We start from the raw sequence: 23561 nt of genomic DNA, 5'->3' as shown, positions 1-23561 counted from the left end.
GCCGCTACTGCGAGGTGCTGCCGAGGCGGATCCGGCCGCGGAGGAAGGGCAGCGCCGGTGCCTGGTACACCAGGGCCGGAGTGTGTGCCGGTTCGATGGCGAAGTCCGCCTGCCCGAACCGCCAGAGCCGGTTGAAGAGGAAGACGCCGATCGTCACGGTGTCCTCCGACGGGATCTGCCACGTGCCGACGCCCCATTGCACCGGCTGCCCGCGACCGCCGATCACGAGAGTCGGTCGGACGCCGGCGTAGAGCGCGAACCAGGGCCTGTGCAGCGTCAGCTCGATGCGCCGGGTGGGCTCGTCGTCGTGGCTCACTCGACCGGACCCCGCGTGGATGGCGCTGTGTCGCACATGGAACTCCTGCGGTCGGGGTGGGGCCGGGATGCTGCGCGAGAGCCCGACGAGACGTGCACGCTCAAGCCTGCCATGGGAGCACGGCGCGGGCCGCGCCGTGCCGTGGGCGCTCGTCGGCCGGAAGGTGACAGCATCCCGAACGCGGACCGTCGGATGCGGCACCTCGGGGCCTACTGCGCGAAGAGCTCGGACGGGTGGGTGAGCCGCCACCATGCGGTCGGCGGCTCGATGCTGCCCTCGACCTCCACGCTCGCCGTCGCGGTGTTCGGCCCGGCAGTCCACGTGACGGTTCCGACCGGCTCGCCGTCCTCGTACGTCTCGGGTGTCGTCGTCGACATCGTGGCGGTGACGGAGGTGTCGGACCACGCGAAGATCGAGGCGTCCTCCGCGAGGACCATCTGCGCCTCGGAGCCCCACGGCGTCGTGAACGTGCCGATCTGCTGGCCGCTCGTGGCGAGCGGCACGTCGCGGAAGCCGTTTCGGATGCTGTCGAGCAGCGCAAGCACCTCTGAGTCGACCGACTGCCGCGACGCGCCGCCGAGCATGACCCCCGTCACGGTGAGGGGCTGCGCCGCGCCCACGTCGAGGGATGCCGTGTAGAGGAGGTTGAAACTGCCGGAGCCCAGGTTGCCGGTCTTGAGTCCCGTGATCCCGTTGCGGCCGAGGAGGTCGTTGGTGTTGAGCATCGGGCCCGGACCCGGCAGCGACAGCGACGGGGTCGCGACGATCCCGGAGACGACGGGGTTCGCCGCCGCGAGCTTGCCGATCGCGATGAGGTCGGCGGGCGTGCTCGTGTTGCGCGGGTCGAGGCCCGTCGGCTCGACGATCGTCGTGCCGGTGAGGCCATGGGCTGCGAGCCACGTCGCGGTCGCGCTGAGGAACGCGCTGCGCGAGCCGAACGCCCACGTCGACATGGCATCGGCGTAGTTGCTCGCCGAGGGGATGAGCATCGTGGCGAGCGCGTCCCGCAGCGACAGCTCGGTGCCCGTGGGCATCGGCGCGATCGTGGCGCCCCGCACGTAGTACGCGTCGTAGAGGTCGTGCGCGGCCTTGCCGAAGACGATGGTCGGCCCTCGATCGTGGGCGTCGGCCAGCGGCTTCGCGTCGAGGATGACGAGCGCCGTGATGAGTTTTGTGATGCTCGCGATCGACCGCGGCGCGGCATCCCCGCTCGAGGCCCAGATCCCGCTCGCGGATGGCCCGAGGTAGTCCTCGCCGCCCTCGATGCTGAGGGCCGACGCGCCCTCGGAGGGAAGGGCGATGACGGCGGGCCTCGGGGTCGCACCGGCGGGAGTCTGCGAGTTCGCGACCGGGACGGGGAGCGGTGCGGTGAGCGCCCAGCCCGTGTAGCCTCCGACCGCCAGCAGGATCACCGCGAGCACGATCGCCGTGATGGTCAGGCCGCGGCGGCGCCGGCCGCGCCGCGCGGTCGGATCGATCTGGGAGCCGTGGTCGGCGGACTCTCGACTCTGGCGCATCAGCTCTGCGAAATCGGCGAACTCATCGGTCGACTGTGGCTGCGTCGTAATCGTGGGTCTCCCGTCCGGATGCTGTCCTCATCATCGCGGACGCCGCGAGCATCCGGGCCTGCGGCGACCGATATATCGCGTCCGGGCGAGAGCGATCGGTTTGCATCCCCGACGGAACGAGTGTGCTTGACAGTGTCAAGTGAGGTGTGCGATCATGACTTCCATCAATCACTTGACAATGTCAAGTCTATCGGAAGGAACAGTATGAACCCCACCTCCACCACGCCCACCGCCGTCCTGGTCCACGGCGCGTTCGCGGATGCATCCGGCTGGGCCGGCGTCATCCGCGAGCTGCTCGCGCGCGGTCACCGCGTGATCGCCCCGGCCAACCCGCTGCGCGGCGTCGGCTTCGACGCCGCGACTGTGCGCGCCGCCGCCGCGGCGATAGAGGGACCCGTCGTCCTCGTGGGGCACTCCTACGGCGGCGCCGTCATCACACAGGCCGCGGAGGGCCTCGGCAACCTCGCGGGCCTCGTCTACATCTCGGCCTTCGCGCCCGCGGCGGGCGAGAGCGTCGGAAGCGTGCAGGAACCGTTCCCGGCACCCCTCCTCGCGAGCACCGTTCGCCCGACGCCCTACGACGCCGTCGGCGCCGTGGGCGGCCCGGACCTCGTGATCGACGCGACGCAGTTCGCCGAGACCTTCGCCGCCGACCTGCCCGCAGCGGATGCGCAGGTGATGGCCGTGTCGCAGCGACCCCTCGCCGCCGCGGCCGCGGGAGAGCCCCTGAGATACGCGGGCTGGACCGAGAAGCCGACCTGGTACCTCGTCTCGGCCGAGGATCACGCGATCGCCCCGGAGGCGCAGCGCTTCATGGCGCAGCGCATGGGTGCGGTCACCGAGGAGATCGACGGCAGCCACGTCGCCTTCATCGCGCGCCCGGCCGAAGCGGCCGCATTCATCGCGCGCGCGCTCGACGCGGTGGCCTGAGCCGGGCCTTCAGCCAGGGCGTCCGTCGAAACGGGCCGAAGCGTCCGAACCCATGCCGCGCGATGTGCTCGACTCCCCGTCGAGCACATCGCGCGCCGCTGTTCCCGCGAGGAGGCGCGCGCTGAGTCAGCGCCGGGCGATCGAGGCCAGCCCCTCGCCGTACACCGCCACGAGCCGGCGGGCGAGGTCGGCGGCAGCATCCGGATCATTCTCGGAGACCCTTGCGAGCACCCCCTCGTGCACCAGCGAGACGAGGCCGTGGACGACCGCCCAGCTGACGAGCGACCACTCCTCGGCATCGGGATCGGCATCCGCGCCCGCGAGGTCGGCGACCGCCGCCCGGATGCAGCCGAGCGCCGATCGCTGCGCCTCGATCAATCCGGCGTCGTCTGGGTTCAGCTCGGACCGGCGGAACATCAGCTCCATCAGGGCGGGATGCTCGAGCCCGAAGTCGACATACCCCCGCCCCAGCGCCTCGAGCACCGGCCGCCCCGAGTCCGTCGCATGCCGCGCGGCGTCTTCGAGCGCTCGCGACAAGGCAGCGAAGCCCTCCGTCGCGACGGCTGTGAGCATCCCGGCCCGATCGCCGAAGAAGTGGGCGGGGGCCGCGTGGGAGACGCCTGCGCGCCTCGCGACCGCCCGCAGGCTCACGGCCGCATGGCCCTTCTCGATCAGCTCTTCGTTCGCGGCCCGGAGGAGGGCGTCGCGAGCGCTGCCCGCCGGGGAGATCTGCTCCATGCGAGAATCCTCGCCGAATCGCTTGACAGCGTCAAGTCGAGATGCTCGCACGGGACTTCTCGGCAGCCACGACGGCCCGTGCGCTCGGCGTCGACGGAGGGCTCGTGCCCACGATCCTCCCGTGACCCCGCACCGCAGAGTCGCAGAAAGCCACAACGTCACACCGACACGCCGCACTCGGCTGTGACGAAGCGGCGATCGGCGACATTGCGGCGGGGCGGATGCTGTCACCCGGCGCCGCCCGGAGCGCCCAGCATCCCGGTGCCGCGCGGCTGCGCGCGACGGCACACGTCTGGTGCCGAAGAGGGAGGCAGGGGATGCTCGGATCATGAGCACACCGGAGTGGATCCAGCATCGCGGGCTCGTCGCCTGGGTGGAGCAGATGGCGCGGCTTTGCACGCCGACCGACGTCGTGTGGTGCGACGGCTCGGACGAGGAGTACGACGCGCTGTGCGAGCAGCTCGTCGAGGCCGGGACGTTCATCCGTCTCGACGCCGGGAAGCGGCCGCGGAGCTTCCTGGCCCGCAGCGACCCCAGCGATGTCGCGCGCGTGGAGGAGCGCACGTTCATCTGCGCGCGAAGTGAGGAGGACGCGGGTCCGACGAACAACTGGATGGACCCGCGTCACATGAGGCGGATCTTGAAGAGCCTGTTCACGGGGTCGATGACGGGCCGGACGATGTACGTCGTGCCGTTCAGCATGGGCCCGCTCGGCTCGCCGATCGCTCAGCTCGGCGTCCAGATCACCGATTCGCCGTACGCCGTGGTGAGCATGAAGATCATGACGCGCATGGGCAGGGCCGCCGCCGAGGTCCTCGGTGCGGACGGCGCCTTCGTGCCGTGCATGCACACGGTGGGCGCGCCGCTGGCCGAGGGCGAGCAGGATGCCGCGTGGCCGTGCAACCCGACGGAGAAGTACATCGTGCACTTCCCGGAGTCGCGGGAGATCTGGTCCTACGGGTCGGGGTACGGGGGCAACGCGCTGCTGGGCAAGAAGTGCCTTGCGCTGCGGATCGCGTCCACGATGGCGCGCGACGAGGGGTGGCTGGCCGAGCACATGCTGATCCTCGGGGTCACCGACCCGGAGGGGGAGAAGACGTATGTGGCGGCGGCGTTCCCGTCCGCGTGCGGCAAGACGAACTTCGCGATGCTCGTGCCGCCGCCGGCGTTCGCCGAGGCGGGGTGGAAGGTCACGACGGTCGGGGACGACATCGCGTGGATCAAGCCGGGGGAGGACGGCGCGCTGCGCGCGATCAACCCGGAGGCGGGCTATTTCGGGGTCGCGCCGGGCACGTCGTACGCGACGAACCCGAACGCGATGGAATCGATCCGGTCCGACACGATCTTCACGAATGTCGCGCTCACCGACGACGGGGACGTGTGGTGGGAGGGGATGGACGGGCCCAAGCCGGCGCACGCGATCGACTGGCAGGGCAACGACTGGACGCCCGAGTCCGGCACGAAGGCGGCGCACCCGAACTCCCGGTTCACCTCACCCGCGACGCTGAACCCGGCGCTGGACGAGGCGTGGGACGACCCCGAGGGGGTGCCCATCCGGGCGTTCGTGTTCGGCGGTCGCCGGGCGGGCACGATCCCGCTCGTGGTGCAGAGCTTCAACTGGGCGTTCGGGGTCTACATGGCCGCCACGATGGGCTCCGAGACGACCGCCGCCGCGTTCGGCGAGCAGGGGGTCGTGCGACGGGATCCGTTCGCGATGCTCCCGTTCTCGGGCTATCACATGGGCGACTACATCAACCACTGGCTCGCACTGGGACGGAAGGTCCGCAACCCTCCGCGCATCTTCGAGGTGAACTGGTTCCGCCGTGACGGCGAGGGGCGGTTCCTCTGGCCCGGGTTCGGCGAGAACATGCGCGTGCTGCAGTGGATCGTCGCCCGCTCCCGCGGCCGCGCCCTGGGCATCGAGAGCCCGCTGGGCTGGATGCCGCGCTATGAGGATCTCGACTGGAACGGCCTGGACTTCTCCGACGAGGACTTCTTCGCCTGCATGGCGATCAACCGCCGGGACTGGACCAGCGAGCTGCTGGACGTCGAGGAGCTCTTCATGAAGCTCTACACCCGCCTCCCCAAGGAGATGGAGATGATCCGATCCCTCACGACGAGCGCACTGTGGCGGTCGCCCAAGAACTGGGAGATGAACGCCGACCCGACCTGAGTGCCCGCGGTTCAGCCGGGGGACGATGATCTGCAGTCCGGCCGGACGAGTCGCTGGCCCATACTGCAGTCGTGGGGAACAGTTTCGCCTCGCCCGGTGAACGGCGGCGACGGTGACCAGGCCGCGCAGCCGACGCGCGATCGCCGCCGCGGTCCTGGTCGCGGCGGTCCTCGTCCTGATCGCGGTCATCGCCTGGTCGGTCGCCTCGCGCGACGAGGGTGAGGCGGCCGAGGAGCTGAAGGTCGACTGGGCCTCCGGTGAGAGATACGCCGCGTGCGTCTACGACCCGGCTTCCGGCACGGTGGCGGCCGCGCTGAGGATCACGGGGGAGTCCTCGCGACCTCAGGAGGTGACCGTCATCGTGACGGCGTACACCGACGAGAACACCTCCCAGCCGGTCGGGTCCGCCCGCAAGAGCGTGTCGATCGACGGGCCGGTGGATACGGTCCTGCGCTTCACCATCCGAGTCGACTCGACCCCGCACGTGGGTGAGGACGATGTCGCGGCCTGCCGCCGGGAGGTCGAGTACAGCCGCTGACGGAACGGGCACGCAATCGTCGTGTGCGGTGTCAATCGATTTCGCTTGGCAGTCGCATCACGCTCCGATCGATTCTGAATCAGTTCGAAGCTTCGGGTGGCAATCGGTTGCCTTTCTGGTTCAGAACCCGTAGAGTTTCCACGCGTCCACCTGGCGAGCGCTCCAGGATCAGCAATCAGAGAGGATCGCGACGAATGCCCGACCTTGAGCCCACTTCCTGGAATCTGTCCGGCTTCGGCGACGAGATCCATCCGAACCCCGAGCTGCAGGTCGCCGTGCTTCAGGCGCTCGGCGCACGATTCATCGAGGTGCGCAGCGCGTGGGGCGTGAACGTCGTCGACCTCGACGACGAACGGCTCGAAGAGCTGGGCGCGATCCTCACGCGGTCCGGCATGGGCGTGTCCGCCATCGGCTCTCCGATCGGGAAGGTCGCCCTCGACGGCGACCCCGATGACGAAGTCGCGCGCCTGTCGCGCATCGTCCGCGTCGCGCACGCACTCGGGACGCCCAGCATCCGGATCTTCTCGTTCTTCCTCGAAGGACAGGTCGCAGAGGACGCGCGTGACGCCGTCCTGACGCGGATGTCGCTGCTCGCGGATGCCGCGCAGCGCGCCGGCGTCGTGCTGCTCCACGAGAACGAGAAGGGCATCTACGGCGACACCCCCGAGCGCGTGCTCGACCTCGTCGAGTCGGTCGGCTCGCCGGCGCTGCGGGTCGCGTGGGACAGCGCCAACTTCGTGCAGGTGGGCGTCGCGCGCCCGCACGACGAGGGCTACGCGCTCCTGCGCCCCTACCTCGACTACCTGCAGGTGAAGGACGCGCTCTCCGCCACGGGCGAGGTCGTGCCCGCCGGGCAGGGCGACGGTCAGGTCGCGGCCACGGTGCAGGCGCTCGCCGCCGACGGCTACACGGGCTTCGCGTCTCTCGAGCCGCACCTCGCCGACGGCCACGAGCTGGGCGGCTTCTCCGGACCCTTCGCGTTCGGCGTCGCGGCCCGCGCCTTCCGCAGGATCGCCGACGACGCCGGCATCGTCCTGCGCTAGACGCTTCCCGGACGCACGACCTCACACGGAATCAGGAGACATGACATGACCGACACCGTCCGCCTCGGCATCATCGGACTCGGCGCGCAGGGCTCGATGTACGCGAGCTTCATCGCCGACGGCCGCGTGCCCGGTATGACGATCGGCGGGATCGCCGACACCGACCCGGCTCGACTCGAGATCGCGCAGGCGCGGTACCCGGACGTGCCCCGCTACGACGACCACCTCGCACTGCTCGACTCCGGCCACGTCGACGCCGTCATCACGTGCGTGCCGCACTACCTGCACCCCGAGATGGCGATCGACGCGCTCGAGCGCGACCTGCACGTGCTCGTCGAGAAGCCCGCCGGCGTCTACAGCGGCCAGGTCGCGCAGATGAACCGGATCGCGGCGGACAAGCCGCACCTGCGCTTCGCCGTCATGTTCAATCAGCGCAACAACCCGCTCTACCAGCGGATCAAGCAGATCGTGGATGCCGGCGAGATCGGCCGCATCATCCGCTCCAACTGGATCATCACGACGTGGTGGCGCCCGCAGGGCTACTACGAGCAGAGCGCCTGGCGTGCGACGTGGGGCGGCGAGGGCGGCGGCGTGCTCGTCAATCAGGCGCCGCATCAGCTCGACCTCTGGCAGTGGATCTGCGGAGTGCCGGCATCCGTCTTCGCGAAGGTCTCGTACGGACTGCAGCGTGACATCGCCGTCGAGGACGAGGTCACCGTCCTCGCCGACTTCGGCGAGGGAGCCACGGGCGTCTTCGTCACGGCGACCCACGACCTCGTCGGCACCGATCGCCTCGAGATCCAGGGCGACGCCGGCAAGATCGTCGTCGAGAACAGCAGCACGGCCGTCGTGACGCGCCTCAACAGTCCCGAGCGCGAACTGAGCGACGGGATGGGCATCGACGACGTGCGGCGCCTGTTCATGGGCGAGCTGGATGCCTCGTCCCTCTACACGCAGGAGACGATCGGGTTCCCCTCGGGTTGGGGCGATCAGCACGTCGGCGTGCTGGCGAACTTCGCCGCGAGCATCCTCCGCGACGAGCCGCTCATCGCGCCCGGTGCGGACGGGATGCTGGGCGTCCGGCTCGCGAACGCGATCCACCTGTCGAGCTGGACCGGGCGCGAGGTGCCGATCGACTTCGACGACGACGAGTTCCTCCGGCTGCTCAACGACCGCATCGCGGATGAGGGGCTGTACCCCGTGCGTCAGGAGTCGAGGTGACGGCGCTGCGCGTCGCCCTCGTGGGCGCGGGGGTGATCGCCCGCACGCACGCGCGGATCGCGCACACGCACCCCGGTCTCGTGCTGACCGCGATCATCGATCCGGTGCTTCCCGCCGCGCAGGCGCTGGCGGACGAGGCGCCCGGCGACGCGCCGGCGGTGTTCGGCTCTCTCGCCGACGCGCTGGCCGCGGCATCCTTCGACCTCATCGTCATCACGACCCCCAGCGGGAGCCACGCGAGCCTCGCGGAGGAGGCGCTCGCGGCGGGATGCCACGTCATCATCGAGAAGCCCGTCGACATCGATCTGTCCCGCGCCCGTCGGCTCGCGGCACGCGCCGAGCGGTCGGGCCGCGTCGTCAGTGTCATGACGCAGCGCCGCTTCGCGCCGGCCGTCGCGGCCATCTCGCGGGCCGTGCGGGATGGGCGGTTCGGCGCGATCACGTCGGGCACCGCGACGCTCGCCTGGTGGCGCGACGACGACTACTACGCGTCGGCCGCCTGGCGCGGCACGTGGGCGAGCGACGGCGGTGGCGCGCTCATGAACCAGGGCATCCACACCGTCGACGTGCTGCTGTCGCTCATGGGGCGGCCGGTCAGCGTCTCGGGCATGGCGGTCACGGTCGGGCACGACCGCCTCGAAGTCGAAGACGTCGCGGGCGCGCTCATCTCGTTCGAGGGCGGCGCCGTGGCCACGCTCCTGGCGAGCACGGCGGCCTTCCCCGAGAACTCGACGCGCATCCAGGTGCACGGGACGCGCGGGTCCGCGTACGTCCAGGACGGACTCCTCGAGTACTTCCATGCGGACGACGCCCACGACGGCGCGTCACCGCGGGGCTGGGCGCGCGCGGGCAATCAGGCCGGGCGCGAGGTCGGGGCCGCCGATCTGCCGGGCGGCGACGGTCCCGTGCCGGACCTCTTCGACGACCACCTGCGCCAGTACGAAGACGTCCTCGCCGCCATCCGCGACGGACGCGAGCCCGCCGGGTCGGTCCGCGACGCCGTGCTGGCCCTCGCCGTCATCATCGCGGTCTACGTCTCGAGCGCCCTGGGGCACCCGGTGCGGGTCGACGACGTTCTCGCCGGCATGTACGACCACTTCGACTACACGGAACCAAGGAGAATCGCATGACGCGCATCGGCGTGCAGGCCATGATGCTGAAGGACAGCGTCGCGGAGATCGGGGCGTTCGAGACGCTCCGCCGCGTGCGCGACATCGGATACCGCGCCGTGGAGGTGTCGCAGATCCCGATGATCGAGGCGAACGTCGCGCAGCTGCAGCGCGCGAAGGACGAGTTCGACATCGAGATCGCCGCGCTGTCCGCGGGACTCAAAGCAGGGCCGGGCGGCAACGACTCGCTCGAGCAGGACCTCGACAAGATCGTGGCCGACAGCCGGCGGCTCGGGACGCAGATGGTCCGGATCGGGATGCTGCCCTTCGAGGCGATGGCTTCGCTCGAGGCGGTTCTCGACTTCTGCGACCGCACCGATGCCTATGCTCGACAGCTGGCCGACTCCGGTATCCGCCTGTACTACCACAACCACCACGTCGAGTTCGCGAAGTTCGACGGGAGGCTGATGCTCGACATCATCGCCGACCGTGCGCCGAACGTCGGGCTCGAGCTCGACGTGCACTGGCTGCAGCGGGGCGGTGTGAGTCCCCAGGCCGTCATCGAGCAATACGCGGGGCGCGTGCGAATGGTCCACCTGAAGGACTATCGGATCGGGAAGATGCCGGACAGCGCGTTCGAGTCGCTCGCCAAGGGCGACGTGACAGGCTTCATGGCCGCCTTCAGCGGCGTGGTGCAGTTCGCGGAGGTGGGGGAGGGCAACCTCGACTTCTCGGGGATCATCCCGGCGTCGATCGCCAGCGGTGCGGAGTACCTGCTCGTCGAGCAGGACGACCTCTACGGCCGGACGGTCTGGGAAGCGCTGCAGACGTCGCACGACAACCTCGTGGAACTGGGATTCGCCGACCTGTTCTGACGCATCGTGCGCCGCTCGGCGCGCTCGGGTGGCAGGTCCTGCGGGGTCGCGCGCAGGGAGCCCGCAGGGTCTGCCACTCGAGCGCGCCGAGGGCGGGCCGGATGCCGCAGGCCGGCGCTCCTCGCCTAGCGCAACCGCTTGCACTCGACCGCCCCCTCCGATGTTCGGAGGGGGCGGTCTTCGCTTTGTCTGCATAAGCAAAGAAAGTCTGGCAATCGGTTGACAAACGTCGCAATCGCGCGCATACTGGTGTCATGTCAGGGACGACCGAGATCACCGCAGCCGCACTCATGCCGGCCGACGAGCGCACGCGCGAGATCGCCGAAGACCTCTACCAGGAGGTGGCGGCCGCGCCGATCATCTCCCCCCACGGCCACGTCGACCCGGCGCTCCTCCTGACCGACGAGGCGTTCCCCGACCCGACGGACCTCCTCATCCGCCACGACCACTACGTCACGCGGCTGCTGTTCGCCTCGGGCGTCTCGTTCGCCGAGCTGGGTCTCGACCGTTCGCACCCGGCGGATCCGCGCGACGTGTGGCGCCGCCTCGCCGAGAACTGGCACCGCTTCGCCGGCACGGCGAGCGGCTACTGGCTGCAGCACGAGCTCGCGACGCTGTTCGGCGTGCACGACGAGCTCTCCGAAGACAACGCCGACGAGGTGTACGACCGCATCGCCGGCGTCCTCGGCGAGCCCGGCTTCCGCCCGCGGGCGCTCTTCGACCGCTTCGGGATCGACGTGCTCGCGACGACCGACGACCCGCTCGACGACCTCGCGACCCATCGCGCCCTCGTCGCGACCGGCGCGGTCTCGGGGCGCGTCATCCCCACCTTCCGCCCCGACGCCTACCTCGATCCCGCCGGCGCCGACTTCGCCGCCCGGGTCGACGCGCTCCTCGACGCCACCGGCCGTCCCGGATCGTTCGACGGCTACCTCCGCGCCCTCGAGGACCGCAGGGCCCACTTCATCGCCCACGGCGCGGTCTCGACCGACCACGGCGTGCTCGAGCCCTTCACCGCCGACCTGTCCCGCGAGGATGCCGACCGGCTCTTCCGGGGGGCGCGCGAGGGCCGGCTCGATGCAGCCGAGCAGCGGCTCTTCCGCGGGCACATGCTGTTCCAGATGGCGCGTATGAGCGCCGAGGACGGCCTCGTGATGACGATCCACCCCGGAGTGAGCCGCAACCACCACGAGCCGACGTTCACCGCGTTCGGCCCCGACACGGGCCACGACATCCCGGTGCGCACCGAGTACACCCAGAACCTCCGGCCGCTGCTGAACGCATTCGGCACGACGCCCGGCTTCCACGTCGTGCTGTTCGCGGTGGACGAGACGGTGTACTCGCGCGAAGTCGCACCGCTTGCGGGCTTCTACCCGAGCGTCTTCATCGGCGCACCCTGGTGGTTCCTGGACGCGCCCGACGCGATCCTCCGCTTCCGCAGCGCCGTGACCGAGACGGCGGGCCTCTATCGCGGCAGCGGCTTCATCGACGACACGCGCGCCTTCCTTTCGATCCCCGCCCGTCACGACATGGCGCGCCGCCTCGACTCGAGCTTCCTCGCCCGTCTCGTCCGCGAGGGCAGGGTGAGCCTGCCCACGGCGCGTCGCATCGCGCGCGACCTCGTCGACGCCGTCCCCCGGAAGGCGTTCAAGCTGTGACCGCGCTGCCGCTCAACGACCGCACGCTCGCCGAGCGCGGCGGCCCTGCCCGCCCGGACCGCGTGCGCCTCGTGCACCTCGGCCTCGGGAACTTCCACCGCGCCCACCAGGCCTGGTACACGGCGCATTCGGCGGATGCCGCGGACTGGGGCATCGCCGCCTTCACGGGTCGCTCACCGCTCCAGGCGGAGCTGCTGCGGGCGCAGGGCGGGCTCTACTGCCTCGTGGTGCGCGGCGAGGACGCGGACCGCGTCGAGGTCGTGCCGAGCATCCTCGAAGCGCACGACGCGTCCCGCATCGACCGGCTCGTCGAGCTCCTCGCCGATCCCGCCGTCGCGGTCGTGACGCTGACGCTGACCGAGGCGGGCTACCGCCTCACCGCGGCCGGAGACCTCGACCCGGCGGACGCCGTCACGCGCGACGACATCGCGGAGCTCACCCGCGTCTTCACAGGCGGCCGTCTGCAGGATGCCGCTCCCCGCGCAGCGCTCGCCCGCCTGCTCGTCGGTCTCGAGGCCCGCCGTCGCACCGGCGGGGCACCCCTCGCGATCGTGCCGTGCGACAACATCCCCGACAACGGCGCCTACCTCTCTCGCGGACTCCGCGCGCTCGCGGCGCCTGTGTCGGACGAGCTCGAGGCCTGGATCGGATCGAGCGTGTCGTTCGTCGGCACGTCGGTGGACCGCATCACGCCGCGGATCGACGGCGACGTCGACGCAGTGCGCGACGCCGGATGGACCGACGCGTCGCCCGTCGTGACCGAGCCGTTCGCGGACTGGGTGCTCTCGGGCGCCTTCCCGGCGGGACGGCCCGCGTGGGAGACAGCCGGCGCGCGCTTCGTCGACGACCTGGAGCCGTGGGAGAACCGCAAGCTGTGGCTCCTCAACGGCGCGCACAGCATCCTCGCCTTCGCCGGGCTCGTCCGTGGCCACGACACCGTGTCGGCAGCCATCGCCGACCCGGAGTGCCGCGCGCTCGTCGAGGACTTCTGGCGCGAGGCCGTGCAGCTGCTCCCCGAGGAGATCGAGCACGTCGACTACCGACGCGCTCTGCTCGACCGCTTCGCGAACCCCCGCATCGTGCACAGGCTCGCGCAGATCGCGGGGGATGCCACGACCAAGGTCCGCTACCGGTTCGCGGCCGTCGCCGAGCGCACGCTCGCCCGCGGCGGCGAGCCGACCGGATCGGCCGGCGCGATCGCGGCCTGGATCGAGGCCGTGCGGCTCGGCGTCGTGCCCGCGGACGGCTTCGCAGACGACATGGCGCAGGCCCTCAGCGCACCCGCATCCTTCCATCCACTCATCGACCTCATCTCACCCCGCCTCGCGACCGACGACGCGTTCCTCGAACTCGTCACGGCCGCATCACACCCCATCACCGCGTAGAGCGCCGCACCCTCGGCGCCGCATGACCAAAGGAGACCCCATGCGCACGACACACGACCGTTCGGCGGTCCGCAATGACTGAGACGAGCAAGCCGCTGGACGCCACGCAGGCGCAGCGCACCTACGGCACCGACACCGGCACGACCCGCGTCGACAAGGTGAAGGGCCGCGGCGGCGGCCTCGTCGCCCTCGCCTTCGCGAGCATCGTCGACGGCTTCGAAGGCGGCCTCGTCAACACGCTGTTCCCTGTCATCCGCGACTCCCTCGGACTGCAGACGAGCGCCCTGGGAATCATGACGGCGATGAGCCGCTTCGCGCGCATGCTGTTCGGCCCGATCTGGGCGGCCCTCGCCGACCGCTTCGGACGCAAGCGGATCCTCTTCATCGCGACGGGACTGTGGGGTTTGTGGACCGTCGCAGCCGGCCTCGCACAGAATCCGACGCAGCTGTTCATCCTGTACGGCATCGGCGTCATCGGCACCGTCGCAAGTGAGCCGATCACCAACGGCCTGATCGTCGACATGTACCGGTCGAAGGAACGCGGTCGTGCCTTCGGCACCCTGCGCACGATCGCGTTGACCGCATCCGTCTTCGCGACGCCGCTCATCGGCCAGTTCGCCAACGTCGAGGACGGCTGGCGCTACGGCATGTTCGCCATGGGCGGCATCAGCGTCGTGTCCGGCATCCTGATCCTCCTGCTCGTGCACGAGCCGACGAAGCACACGCCGGTCGGCGCGATCGACCCCGATGCGATGAAGTTCAACTTCCGCGACGCCGTCGGGCTCCTCCGCAACCGCACGATCCTCTTCATGGCCGTGCAGGTGATGCTCACGACGAGCCTCGTGCTGTTCGCCTTCTTCGTCGTGTACTGGGTCGACGAACGCGGCTGGACGACGGCGGATGCCGCTCTGCTCATGTCGGCCTACATGCTCGGCGCGGTCATCAGCAGCTTCGCCGGCGGCCTGCTCGGCGACTGGTTCGAGCGGCGCTTCGGCTATAAGGGCCGCGTCATGATGATGCAGGGCTATCTCGTGGCCTATGCGGTGTCGACCTTTCTGCTGTTCCAGATCGACTGGGGCACTGGTGCCGCTGTCTACGTCGCGGTCTTCGTGACGGGCCTCTTGAGCTCGCTCGGACACCCCGGAGCCGTCCTGCCGATCGTCGGATCGGTCGTGCACAAGAGCGTCGTCGCGACGGCATACGCCCTCATCTTCTCGTTCATCCAGGGCCTGTTCGCGGCGATCTTCAGCCTCGCCTTCGGCTTCCTCGCCGATGCGCTGGGTCTGCAGTCGCTCATGTTCTGGCTCATCTCGGTGCCGTACGCGATCAACGCCGTCCTGTGGACGCTCATGTACCGCATCTACCCGAAGGATGCCGCAGCCCAGCGCGCGCTCGACGATCAGGAGGAGGCGGCGCTCGCCGAGGCATCCGCCGGCTCCGCCGACTCCGACGTCCGCGCCTGACCCGCGCCACGAACCCCGAAAGGATTCCCGATGCTGAAACCTCGCTCCACCGCCACGCGGGAGCTCGTCCGACTCGACGGGCTGTGGCGCTTCGCCCTCGACACGACGGTCGGCGACGCCCCGTGGACCGCGACGCTCGACACCGCGCTCGAGGCCCCCGTCCCCGCCAGCTACAACGACCTCTTCGTCGACACCGCGATACGCGATCACGTCGGCTGGGTCTGGTACCAGCGCCGCGTGCGCGTGCCGCGAGGCTGGGCGGGGGAGCGGGTCTTCGTGCGGGTGGATGCCGCGACCCACGCGGGTCGCGTGTACATCGACGACGCGCTCGTGGCCGAGCACGTGGGCGGCTACACCCCGTTCGAGGCCGACATCACGGACCTCGTGCGGCCCGGGGAGGAGTTCCGCCTCACGATCGGCGTGGACAACCGCCTGTCGAATGAGACGATCCCGCCGGGCTCGGTCACGGTCGACGACCGCGGACGCAAGAAGCAGACCTACCTGCACGACTTCTACAACTACGCCGGCCTCGCGCGGTCGGTGTGGCTGTACAGCGCGCCGGCCGTCCGCGTCGACGACCTCACGGTCGTCACCGACGTGGAGGGCGCAGCCGGAGTCGTCACGTACGAGGTCGTCACGAGCGGCGACGCCGACGTGCGGGTGCGGATCCTGGATGCCGCCGGCGACGAGGTCGCCACGGGCGAGGGCGCGCGTGGCGAGCTCCGCATCGCGGACGTCAACCTGTGGCAGCCCGGTGCTGCGTATCTGTACGAGCTCATCGCCGAGGTCGTGCAGGACGGCGACGTCGTCGACACCTACCCGCTCGCGATCGGCGTGCGCACCGTGAAGGTCGAGGGCAATCGATTCCTCATCAACGGCGAGCCCTTCTACTTCACGGGGTTCGGCAAGCACGAGGACACCGCCGTGCGCGGCAAGGGCCACGACGACGCATACCTCGTGCACGACTTCGAGCTCATGCACTGGATCGGCGCCAACTCGTTCCGCACCTCCCACTACCCGTACGCGGAGGAGGTGCTCGAGTACGCCGACCGGCACGGCATCGTCGTCATCGACGAGACGGCGGCGGTCGGCCTGAACTATTCGATCATCGGAGGGCTGCTCGGCGGGCCGATCGTGCCGACCTTCGGACCCGACCAGGTCAACGATCAGACCCAGAAGGCGCACGCGCAGGCGATCCGCGAGCTCATCGCCCGCGACAAGAACCACCCCAGCGTCGTCATGTGGTCGATCGCGAACGAGCCCGACTCGGGCGTCGACGAGGCCCGGCCCTACTTCGAGCCGCTTGCGGCCCTCGCGCGGGAGCTCGACCCCACGCGGCCGATCACGTTCGTGAACGTCATGATGGCCCGGGTCGGCACCGACAAGATCTCCGACCTGTTCGACGTCCTCTGCCTCAACCGGTACTACGGCTGGTACGTCGACACGGGCGACCTCGAGGCCGCCGAAGCGCACCTCGAGGCCGAGCTGCGCGGCTGGGAGGCCGAGTACGGCAAGCCGATCATCATGACCGAGTACGGCGCCGACACCGTCGCGGGCCAGCATTCGGTGTTCGCCCAGCCGTGGACCGAGGAGTACCAGGTCGCGTATCTCGACATGAACCACCGGGTCTTCGACCGGATCGAGTCCTTCGTAGGCGAGCAGGTGTGGAACTTCGCGGACTTCCAGACCGCCGTCGGCATCATCCGCGTCGACGGCAACAAGAAGGGCGTGTTCACCCGCGACCGCAAACCCAAGGCCGCCGCTCACGCTCTGCGGAGCCGGTGGACGAACCTCGACAAGACGCACAGCGGGGCGAGCAGCAGTCGCCCCGTCGACGAGTAAGGCATCGACATGATCATCGAAAAGGCAGAGGTCATCGTGACCAGCCCGGACCGCAACTTCGTGACGCTCAAGCTCACGACCGACGAGGGGCACACGGGCCTCGGGGACGCGACCCTCAACGGGCGCGAGCTCGCGGTCGTGGCGTATCTGACCGAGCACGTCGTGCCGCTGCTGATCGGCAGCGACGCATCCCGGATCGAGGACACGTGGCAGTTCCTGTACCGCGGCGCGTACTGGCGCCGTGGTCCGGTCACGATGGCCGCGATCGCGTCGGTCGACATGGCGCTGTGGGACATCAAGGGCAAGGCTGCGGGGATGCCGGTCTACCAGCTGCTGGGAGGCGCCTCGCGCAACGGGCTCATGGCGTACGGCCACGCGTCGGGCAAGGAACTGCCCGAGCTGTTCGACTCGATCCGCGCGCACCAGGAGAAGGGCTACAAGGCGATCCGCGTGCAGACCGGCGTGCCGACGCTCAAGGCGATCTACGGCATCGCGGCGCAGGGCGCCGACGTGGGGGACGCGACCGTCCGCTACGACCACGAGCCGGCCCGGCGCGGCGCGAAGCCCGTCGAGGAGGACTGGGACACCCGCGCCTACCTCAACCACCTGCCGGGCGTGTTCGAAGCCGTCCGCAACGAGTTCGGCCCCGACATCCCGCTCCTGCACGACGGGCACCACCGCATGACGCCGATCCAGGCGGCGCGGCTGGGCAAGGACCTCGAGCCGTACGACCTGTTCTGGCTCGAGGACTGCACGCCCGCCGAGAACCAGGAAGCGCTGCGGCTCGTCCGCCAGCACACCACGACGCCGCTGGCGATCGGCGAGATCTTCAACACGATCTGGGACTTCAAGGACATCATCCGCGACCAGCTCATCGACTACGTCCGCGGCGCCGTCACCCACATGGGCGGCATCTCACCGCTGAAGAAGACGCTCGACTATGCCGCGATGTACCAGATCAAGTCGGGCATGCACGGGCCGACGGACATCTCGCCGGTCGGGATGGCGGCCGCGATGCACCTGGGGCTGGCGATCCACAACTTCGGCATCCAGGAGTACATGCAGCACGGCGCGCGCACCGACCAGGTGTTCCAGCAGTCCTTCACCTGGATCGACGGCTACCTGCACCCCGGCGACAAGCCGGGCCTGGGCGTCGAGCTGGACGTCGACGAGGCGGGCAAGTACCCCTACGAGCAGGCCTACCTCCCGTACAACCGGCTCCTCGACGGGACCGTGCACGACTGGTGACGAGCGGCGAGGTCGGACGCGCCGCCGCCGGCCAGTAATGTCGAGACGGCAACCATGTGGATGGAGTCGTATGGCAGGTGACGCGGGCCAGCAGCGTGCGAGCCGGAAGGCCGGCGCGGCGACCATCTACGATGTGGCCGAGCTCGCCGGCGTGAGTCCATCGACCGTCTCCCGGGCGCTCGGCAAGCCGGGGCGGATCAGCGCGGCGACGGAGCAGCGCATCCGCGCGGCAGCCGAGGAGCTGAGCTTCCGCATCAACCCGATGGCGCGCGCGCTGCACACGGGCCGCACTCATACGCTCGCCCTCGTCGTCGCCGACATCACGAATCCCGTCGTCTTCGGGATCGTCCGCGGCGCCGAGCAGACGGCCAGTGCGGCCGGGTACACCCTCGTCATCGCGGAGTCGCAGGAGTCCGGGGAGGCCGAGGCCGAGGCCGTCGGCCGCCTGCTGCCGAGCGTCGACGGAGTGATCCTCGCCACCACGCGACTCGCCGACCCCGCCATCGCCGAGCTCGCGGAGAAGAAGCCCGTCGTGCTCATCAACCGAGCTCTGGACGGCGTCGCGGCGATCCTGCCCGACGTCCAGGAGGGGGTCGCCGCGCTCCTGGCGCACCTCCACGACCTGGGGCACCGATCCATCGCCTACCTGTCTGGCCCGACGACCTCGTGGGTGAGCGCCAGGCGATGGGAGCACCTGCTGGAGGAGAGCGAGCGGCGCGGCATGTCGCTCGTCGAGATCGGTCCGAACACGCCGACGATCGACGGCGGCCGCGAAGCGCTGCGCCGCGTGCGCGCGGCGAATGCGACCGCCGTCGTCGCGTTCAACGACCTCATCGCGATCGGGCTGATGCAAGCACTGGCGGTGGCCGGCGTACGGGTTCCCGATGACGTGAGCGTCGCCGGCTTCGACGACATCTTCGGCAGTGAGCTCATCGTGCCCCCGCTCACGACAGTGCGCAGTCAGCTCGAGCTGGCCGGCAAGCGCGCCTCCACGCATCTGCTCGCGCGGCTGCGCGGCGAGAGCGTGAGCCCGGAGGAGGAGCTGCTGTCGACCCAGCTCATCGTGCGCGGCTCGACGGGCCCCGCCGACGGGGCGACCGGCCGTTCGTAGGCCCGCCGCGGGCGTCCCTTGGGGCCGGCGTCGTCAGCCGGTGCCGGCGAACAGGTGTCGCTGGCGGGCACGCCAGCCGTCGAGGTACAGCGTGATCCAGCTGCGGTCCTCCTTCAGCCCGCGGTCGCCGCTGGCGGCAAGGCCGGGGGTGGACGGCTGGCCGAACGCGCGGAAGACGTGGTGCATGAAGAGCCGGTGGTACTCGGTCAGGTAGATGTCGCTGATCCGCTGCATCGCCGCGGCGGAGGTGATGCCGTTGGGCGTGGTCTGCAGCACGAGCGTGTTCTCCTCGTTGTCCTCCGTCGACGCGTCGGAGTAGTTCGCGGAGCCCGTGAGCAGGGTGGGGGTCTCGGTGAGCGGGTCGATCAGGATCGTCTTCAGGTGGATGTACGGGACGTGGCCGTTGAAGCCCGTGAGCCTCTCGGCAGCCCAGTGCTCCAGCTGCGAGGTGAGGTGCGCACCCCACACGATCCTGACGTTCTCGTCGTCGCGCGGGATCTCGCGCTTGTACGGCGGCTGCTTGTCCAGGAGGACGGTCCGCGGATATCCGCGGGGGATGCCGAGCCGCCCTCGGAAGACCGCGTTCAGCCCGAACGCCCCAGTCAGGTGCACGCTCGAGGTCGCGGAATCGAAGAGGTCCGCATACACGGTGAGGAGGTCGCTGCCGGTGCGCCGCGGGGAGAACACCCCGATCGGCAGGGGCATGGGCAGCGTGTTGTTCTGCTCGAGCCAGGTCCGCAGCTGCGCCGTCGTCGTCGAATCGTGCAGTCGACCCCAGTACTCCAGGAAGGCGGCGGCCACGGCCCGATCGTGCACGAGGTGACCCACGTTCGAGTGGCCGTAGATCGCGCCCTGTGTGAGGTTGGTCGACCCCGTCCAGACGGCGACGGGCTCGCCGTTCCGGGACAGGACGAGGAACTTGTTGTGCTGCAGCGAGGACTTGTTCTTCGCGACCCGCCACGTGATCACCGGATCCAGGCCGACTGCCGTCGCGGCGGCGTGATTGCGGGCTGCCGTCTCGTCGTTGTCCGCGTCGGCGCCGTCGGGGTCTCGGTCCCTGCCGTGCACGACGAGATTCACGTCCACCCCGCGGGCGGCTGCGAGCGCGAAGGCTTCGAGGGCCTTGGTCCACGTGAACTCGTAGAACGCGCCGTGCAGCGCCCACGTCGCGTCGGTCGCCGACGCGATGGTCGCCAGGAACGCCTCGCCGAGGCCGCGAGAAAGCCAGGCCCAGGCGCTCGAGTCCGGATCCTTCAGTTCGACGGACGGCGGGCCGTACTTCGCGTTCCAGGCCTGCGATCCGGCGACGCCACGGTTGAACCACACACCGTGCTCGCCGTCGTCCTCCAGCTCCGTCGTGACGGTGACGTCGACGTGCGCGCCGAGCCGGGGCCTGGAGACCGGAGCGTGCAGAAGAGCGACCCGATACGTGTAGGTACGGCCCGGCTTTGCGCTGTAGTCACCCCACTGGAAGCCCTGGATCGGGTGAGACCTCGTCGAGAAGTTCTGCCCGGGGGCGGGACTCGGGACGACCGAGCGGAACACCTTCATGCCGCGCAGATAGTACTGCTCGTCCTCGAGGTGGTCCTTGCGGCGGATCGCGAACCCGATCGCATCGACCCTCTCCAGGTCTTCCACATCGAAGCCAAGGAGGACGGCGTGCGTGCCCGCGATCGCCTGGACGGTGACGCCGTCGCGTGTCTCTTGTCGCCGCATCGCGGCATCCTCTCCCGTGCGGAATCGAGGAACCTGACGGCCGTCAAGCTAGCAGTGCCGGGTGTCGCCGTCCACAGGCATCGCGGCAGCCTCCAGACCGGCCGGGGATGGTCTTGTGCGTCGCGCCCGGCGAGAGGACTCTGGTGCGCGGGGGATCGATCCAGCTGTCGACGGCCTCGGCGCAGGCGACAGGAGAGGGGACCCCTATGTCTGTCATGGAGCTCAACGGCGCCATGTGGCGTCGCAAGCACGACGACCCTGCGGCTCCCACGAGACCGACGACTCCCCGCATCCTCTACCCGACGTCGCTGGAAGAGGTCATCGAACTGTGCGCGACGCGACCGCGCGGGCAGCGGGCCACCGGTGCGGGCAGCCATTGGTCCCTCTCGATGGGCGCGGTCGCCGATGTGAGCTTCGTCGAGACCCACGACCCCACCGACGTGCAGAAGGCGATGGGCCGGACCCTCTTCGACGTCGTGCCCGGCTGCCTGTCCGACGCGATGCTGGACCACCTCGCACAGCAGCAGCAGCCCGAGTACTCCGACCGGACCTTCGGGGAGAACGCGGGCGAGTACTACGTGCACATCGAGACGGGCAAGCGTGTCTATCAGGCCTATGCCGAACTCGACCAGGGCGACGATGCCAATCCGCAGAGCCTCGCCGCCTACCTGCGCGACCAGCGGGGCAATCCGACCTACCTCGGCCCCTGGGGATTCCGCACGCTCGGCGGCGCGGGTGGCCAGACCGTCTTCGGTGCTCTCACGACCGGCACCCACGGCGGCGACTTCCGGACGGGGCCGATCGCCGAGTCCGTCGTGGCACTCCACCTCGTGGTCGACGGCGGTCGCCACTTCTGGATCGAGCCCGAATCGCCGCACCGCACCGAGGTCCGGTTCACCGACGACGACAAGCTCCGGCGCGTGTATGCCGACGACCGCTACAAGGGCGCGGCCGCGTCGGGAGACGAGAACTTCCAAGTCATCCGCGACGACGACGTCTTCAACGCCGTCCTCATCGGCTCCTGGCGCTTCGGCATCGTCTACTCGGTGGTGCTCCGCGTCGTGCGGCAGTACACGCTGCACCAGGAGCGGCGACTGACCACGTGGTCGCAGGTGAAGAACCTCATCGCCGATCCCGCGTCGTCGCTCTGGACGAGTGCGGCCGCGGCGCCGCCGTCCGACAACCGCTTCCTGCAGATCGCGGTCAACGTCGTCCCGAACGCGAACTCGACCGACAATCTCGCCGGTATCACGAAGCGGTGGAACGTGCCGTTGGCGGCGCACCCCGTGACCGGCGAGCCCGCCGGTCGCGACGAGAGGGTGGGGCCGATCGTCGACCCGTTCGACGCGCTCATCGGCGCACCGCGGTTCGCGGGGGCGGGCAACAGCCGCACCTACTCTCCCGACCCCGCGCGTCCGGGCGCCGCTGCGCCGCCCAACTTCCTGGAGCGCGCGTGCGCGGATGCCGACTTCGTCGTCGGGGTCCTCCGCGTCGTGGCTGAGGAGGTCGCTGACTTCATCAACAGCAACGGTGCGGTCATCGGCGGCACTCTGGCCGCCGTCGCCGCGCTCGGCGGAGGGGCTGCCCTCCTCGCGCTGCTGGCGGCGCTCGCCGTCATCCTGGTGGTGCTGCTCGCCTTCATCGCCGCCCTCGAGGCGGCGCTGGGGCCCCGGCTCGGCAACACCCTGAACGATCTTCGGGACACCCTGCTCAACCGCTCGGACCCGGCCGAGCAGCAGGCCGGGATCCTGGTGTGGCAGATGATCGGCGAGCGGCTCTTCTCCAGCCAGCAGAACGACCTCGACTTCGAGGCGATCAGCTACGCCGTCATGGACGGGCACGACTACTTCGACAAGAGCTGCAACGTCAACGTCGACTCGATCGAGGTCTTCTTCGACGCGACGAATCCGATGCTCGTCGCCTACGTCGATGCGCTGCTGGCGTTCGAAGTGGCGCAGGAGCGGCTGACGCGCGCGTTCGTCGGATACTTCTCGCTCCGCTTCACCGGTCCGACGGAGGCTCTCATCGGACCGGAGCAGTTCGAGCGGACGTGCGTCATCGAGGTCGCGGGCCTCAACGACGTCTCGGGCGTTCGCGAGCTCATCGACTTCGCCATCATGCTCGCCCTCGATCCGAACTTCGGCGGCATCCTGCACTGGGGCCAGCGCAACCCGTCGACGATGGCCGAGATCGAAGCGCGATTCGGGGACGTCGCAGGGGATCCGCGCGAGAAGCTGACCCGCTGGCGGGGCGTGCTCAGCCGCCTGTCGGACAACGGAGCCCGCGAAGGGTTCAGCAACGCCTTCACGCGAGACGCGGGTCTGGAGATCGTGACGCCCGCCATCACGTCCGCCGTCGGGCCGTCGGCGCCCGTGTCGCGGGGTGACCTGTTCACCGTGCGCTGGGACTGCCGACGCAATCCGCCGGCGACCCGGACTTCGGTCCGCGTGCTGTCGCCGACCGGCGTCGTCACATCCCATCCGGCATCCCCGCGGGCCGGCACCCTCGACGTCCCGGCCGTCGAGGGCGGGACCTACCTCGTCACCGTGTCGGCGTCGCTCACCGTCAACGGGCGGACGCGGACCGCAACGACCGACCTCTACGTCGCCGTCGTCTGAGAGGACTGA

Annotated in this window: 18 protein-coding genes; 14 read left to right on the top strand and 4 right to left on the bottom strand. The window is 69.9% G+C overall.

Annotated elements, in window-relative coordinates; genetic code table 11:
* Positions 1-4: 4 nt before the first annotated feature.
* Positions 5-352, bottom strand: coding sequence for a hypothetical protein (locus ABZ477_RS17565; protein WP_360135834.1), 348 nt, complete (start codon positions 350-352; stop codon positions 5-7).
* Positions 353-525: 173 nt separating this feature from the next.
* Positions 526-1833, bottom strand: coding sequence for a D-alanyl-D-alanine carboxypeptidase (locus ABZ477_RS17560; RefSeq protein WP_360135832.1), 1308 nt, complete (start codon positions 1831-1833; stop codon positions 526-528).
* Between the two features lie 255 nt (positions 1834-2088).
* Between ABZ477_RS17560 and ABZ477_RS17555 the strand changes: the two genes are divergently transcribed.
* Positions 2089-2814 (top strand): alpha/beta hydrolase, encoded by a 726-nt coding sequence (locus ABZ477_RS17555; protein WP_360135830.1) that lies wholly within the window; start codon positions 2089-2091, stop codon positions 2812-2814.
* A gap of 126 nt (positions 2815-2940) precedes the next feature.
* On the opposite strand, the gene ABZ477_RS17550 is transcribed toward ABZ477_RS17555, so the two are convergent.
* Positions 2941-3552, bottom strand: a complete 612-nt coding sequence (locus ABZ477_RS17550) for a TetR/AcrR family transcriptional regulator (RefSeq protein ID WP_360135828.1) — start codon at positions 3550-3552, stop codon at positions 2941-2943.
* Positions 3553-3880: 328 nt separating this feature from the next.
* Here ABZ477_RS17550 and ABZ477_RS17545 point away from each other — a divergent pair, with 328 nt between their 5' ends.
* The 12 genes from ABZ477_RS17545 to ABZ477_RS17490 all read left to right on the top strand — a co-directional run bounded on the left by ABZ477_RS17545 (position 3881) and on the right by ABZ477_RS17490 (position 19218).
* Entirely contained in the window at positions 3881-5725 is a 1845-nt protein-coding gene (locus ABZ477_RS17545; protein ID WP_360135826.1) for a phosphoenolpyruvate carboxykinase (GTP), read from the top strand.
* Between the two features lie 112 nt (positions 5726-5837).
* On the top strand, positions 5838-6263 hold the full coding sequence (locus tag ABZ477_RS17540; RefSeq protein ID WP_360135824.1) for a hypothetical protein: 426 nt from the start codon (positions 5838-5840) through the stop codon (positions 6261-6263).
* Between the two features lie 194 nt (positions 6264-6457).
* Entirely contained in the window at positions 6458-7306 is an 849-nt protein-coding gene (locus tag ABZ477_RS17535; RefSeq protein WP_360135822.1) for a sugar phosphate isomerase/epimerase family protein, read from the top strand.
* A 45-nt stretch (positions 7307-7351) separates the two neighbouring features.
* The gene (locus tag ABZ477_RS17530) at positions 7352-8527 is read left to right on the top strand and encodes a Gfo/Idh/MocA family oxidoreductase (protein ID WP_360135820.1); all 1176 of its coding nucleotides are present in this window, start codon (positions 7352-7354) and stop codon (positions 8525-8527) included.
* A complete protein-coding gene (locus tag ABZ477_RS17525; protein WP_360135818.1) occupies positions 8524-9657 on the top strand; it encodes a Gfo/Idh/MocA family oxidoreductase in 1134 nt (377 codons plus the stop codon). Before ABZ477_RS17530 ends, ABZ477_RS17525 begins: the two co-directional genes overlap by 4 nt.
* On the top strand, positions 9654-10511 hold the full coding sequence (locus ABZ477_RS17520; RefSeq protein ID WP_360135816.1) for a sugar phosphate isomerase/epimerase: 858 nt from the start codon (positions 9654-9656) through the stop codon (positions 10509-10511). The genes ABZ477_RS17525 and ABZ477_RS17520 overlap by 4 nt, the downstream gene beginning before the upstream one ends.
* Positions 10512-10765: 254 nt before the next feature.
* A complete protein-coding gene (gene uxaC / locus ABZ477_RS17515) occupies positions 10766-12169 on the top strand; it encodes a glucuronate isomerase (RefSeq protein ID WP_360135814.1) in 1404 nt (467 codons plus the stop codon).
* Positions 12166-13554 (top strand): mannitol dehydrogenase family protein, encoded by a 1389-nt coding sequence (locus ABZ477_RS17510; RefSeq protein ID WP_360135812.1) that lies wholly within the window; start codon positions 12166-12168, stop codon positions 13552-13554. The genes uxaC and ABZ477_RS17510 overlap by 4 nt, the downstream gene beginning before the upstream one ends.
* Positions 13555-13628: 74 nt before the next feature.
* Positions 13629-15017 (top strand): MFS transporter, encoded by a 1389-nt coding sequence (locus ABZ477_RS17505; RefSeq protein ID WP_360135810.1) that lies wholly within the window; start codon positions 13629-13631, stop codon positions 15015-15017.
* A 30-nt stretch (positions 15018-15047) separates the two neighbouring features.
* Positions 15048-16859, top strand: coding sequence for a beta-glucuronidase (gene uidA / locus ABZ477_RS17500; protein WP_360135808.1), 1812 nt, complete (start codon positions 15048-15050; stop codon positions 16857-16859).
* A gap of 9 nt (positions 16860-16868) precedes the next feature.
* Positions 16869-18107, top strand: coding sequence for a D-mannonate dehydratase ManD (gene manD, locus ABZ477_RS17495; protein ID WP_360135806.1), 1239 nt, complete (start codon positions 16869-16871; stop codon positions 18105-18107).
* 70 nt (positions 18108-18177) lie between these two features.
* Positions 18178-19218, top strand: a complete 1041-nt coding sequence (locus ABZ477_RS17490; RefSeq protein WP_360135804.1) for a LacI family DNA-binding transcriptional regulator — start codon at positions 18178-18180, stop codon at positions 19216-19218.
* A 33-nt stretch (positions 19219-19251) separates the two neighbouring features.
* On the opposite strand, the gene ABZ477_RS17485 is transcribed toward ABZ477_RS17490, so the two are convergent.
* Entirely contained in the window at positions 19252-20934 is a 1683-nt protein-coding gene (locus ABZ477_RS17485; protein ID WP_360135802.1) for a phospholipase D-like domain-containing protein, read from the bottom strand.
* Positions 20935-21140: 206 nt separating this feature from the next.
* Here ABZ477_RS17485 and ABZ477_RS17480 point away from each other — a divergent pair, with 206 nt between their 5' ends.
* Positions 21141-23552, top strand: coding sequence for a hypothetical protein (locus ABZ477_RS17480; RefSeq protein WP_360135800.1), 2412 nt, complete (start codon positions 21141-21143; stop codon positions 23550-23552).
* Positions 23553-23561: the final 9 nt, after the last annotated feature.

It is taken from the genome of Microbacterium sp. NPDC019599 (assembly GCF_040632175.1).
Classification (GTDB): Bacteria; Actinomycetota; Actinomycetes; order Actinomycetales; family Microbacteriaceae; genus Microbacterium.
This window is presented reverse-complemented; position numbering and strand designations above follow the sequence as displayed.

Bases quoted from the DNA above. Each gene is read 5' to 3' on its own strand.
- ABZ477_RS17535 (WP_360135822.1), top strand. From the start codon at position 6,458: ATGCCCGACCTTGAGCCCACTTCCTGGAATCTGTCCGGCTTCGGCGAC.
- ABZ477_RS17485 (WP_360135802.1), bottom strand. From the start codon at position 20,934: ATGCGGCGACAAGAGACACGCGACGGCGTCACCGTCCAGGCGATCGCG.
- ABZ477_RS17545 (WP_360135826.1), top strand. From the start codon at position 3,881: ATGAGCACACCGGAGTGGATCCAGCATCGCGGGCTCGTCGCCTGGGTG.
- uidA (WP_360135808.1), top strand. From the start codon at position 15,048: ATGCTGAAACCTCGCTCCACCGCCACGCGGGAGCTCGTCCGACTCGAC.
- uxaC (WP_360135814.1), top strand. From the start codon at position 10,766: ATGTCAGGGACGACCGAGATCACCGCAGCCGCACTCATGCCGGCCGAC.
- ABZ477_RS17560 (WP_360135832.1), bottom strand. From the start codon at position 1,833: ATGCGCCAGAGTCGAGAGTCCGCCGACCACGGCTCCCAGATCGATCCG.
- ABZ477_RS17550 (WP_360135828.1), bottom strand. From the start codon at position 3,552: ATGGAGCAGATCTCCCCGGCGGGCAGCGCTCGCGACGCCCTCCTCCGG.
- manD (WP_360135806.1), top strand. From the start codon at position 16,869: ATGATCATCGAAAAGGCAGAGGTCATCGTGACCAGCCCGGACCGCAAC.
- ABZ477_RS17490 (WP_360135804.1), top strand. From the start codon at position 18,178: ATGGCAGGTGACGCGGGCCAGCAGCGTGCGAGCCGGAAGGCCGGCGCG.
- ABZ477_RS17520 (WP_360135816.1), top strand. From the start codon at position 9,654: ATGACGCGCATCGGCGTGCAGGCCATGATGCTGAAGGACAGCGTCGCG.
- ABZ477_RS17555 (WP_360135830.1), top strand. From the start codon at position 2,089: ATGAACCCCACCTCCACCACGCCCACCGCCGTCCTGGTCCACGGCGCG.
- ABZ477_RS17530 (WP_360135820.1), top strand. From the start codon at position 7,352: ATGACCGACACCGTCCGCCTCGGCATCATCGGACTCGGCGCGCAGGGC.
- ABZ477_RS17505 (WP_360135810.1), top strand. From the start codon at position 13,629: ATGACTGAGACGAGCAAGCCGCTGGACGCCACGCAGGCGCAGCGCACC.
- ABZ477_RS17480 (WP_360135800.1), top strand. From the start codon at position 21,141: ATGTCTGTCATGGAGCTCAACGGCGCCATGTGGCGTCGCAAGCACGAC.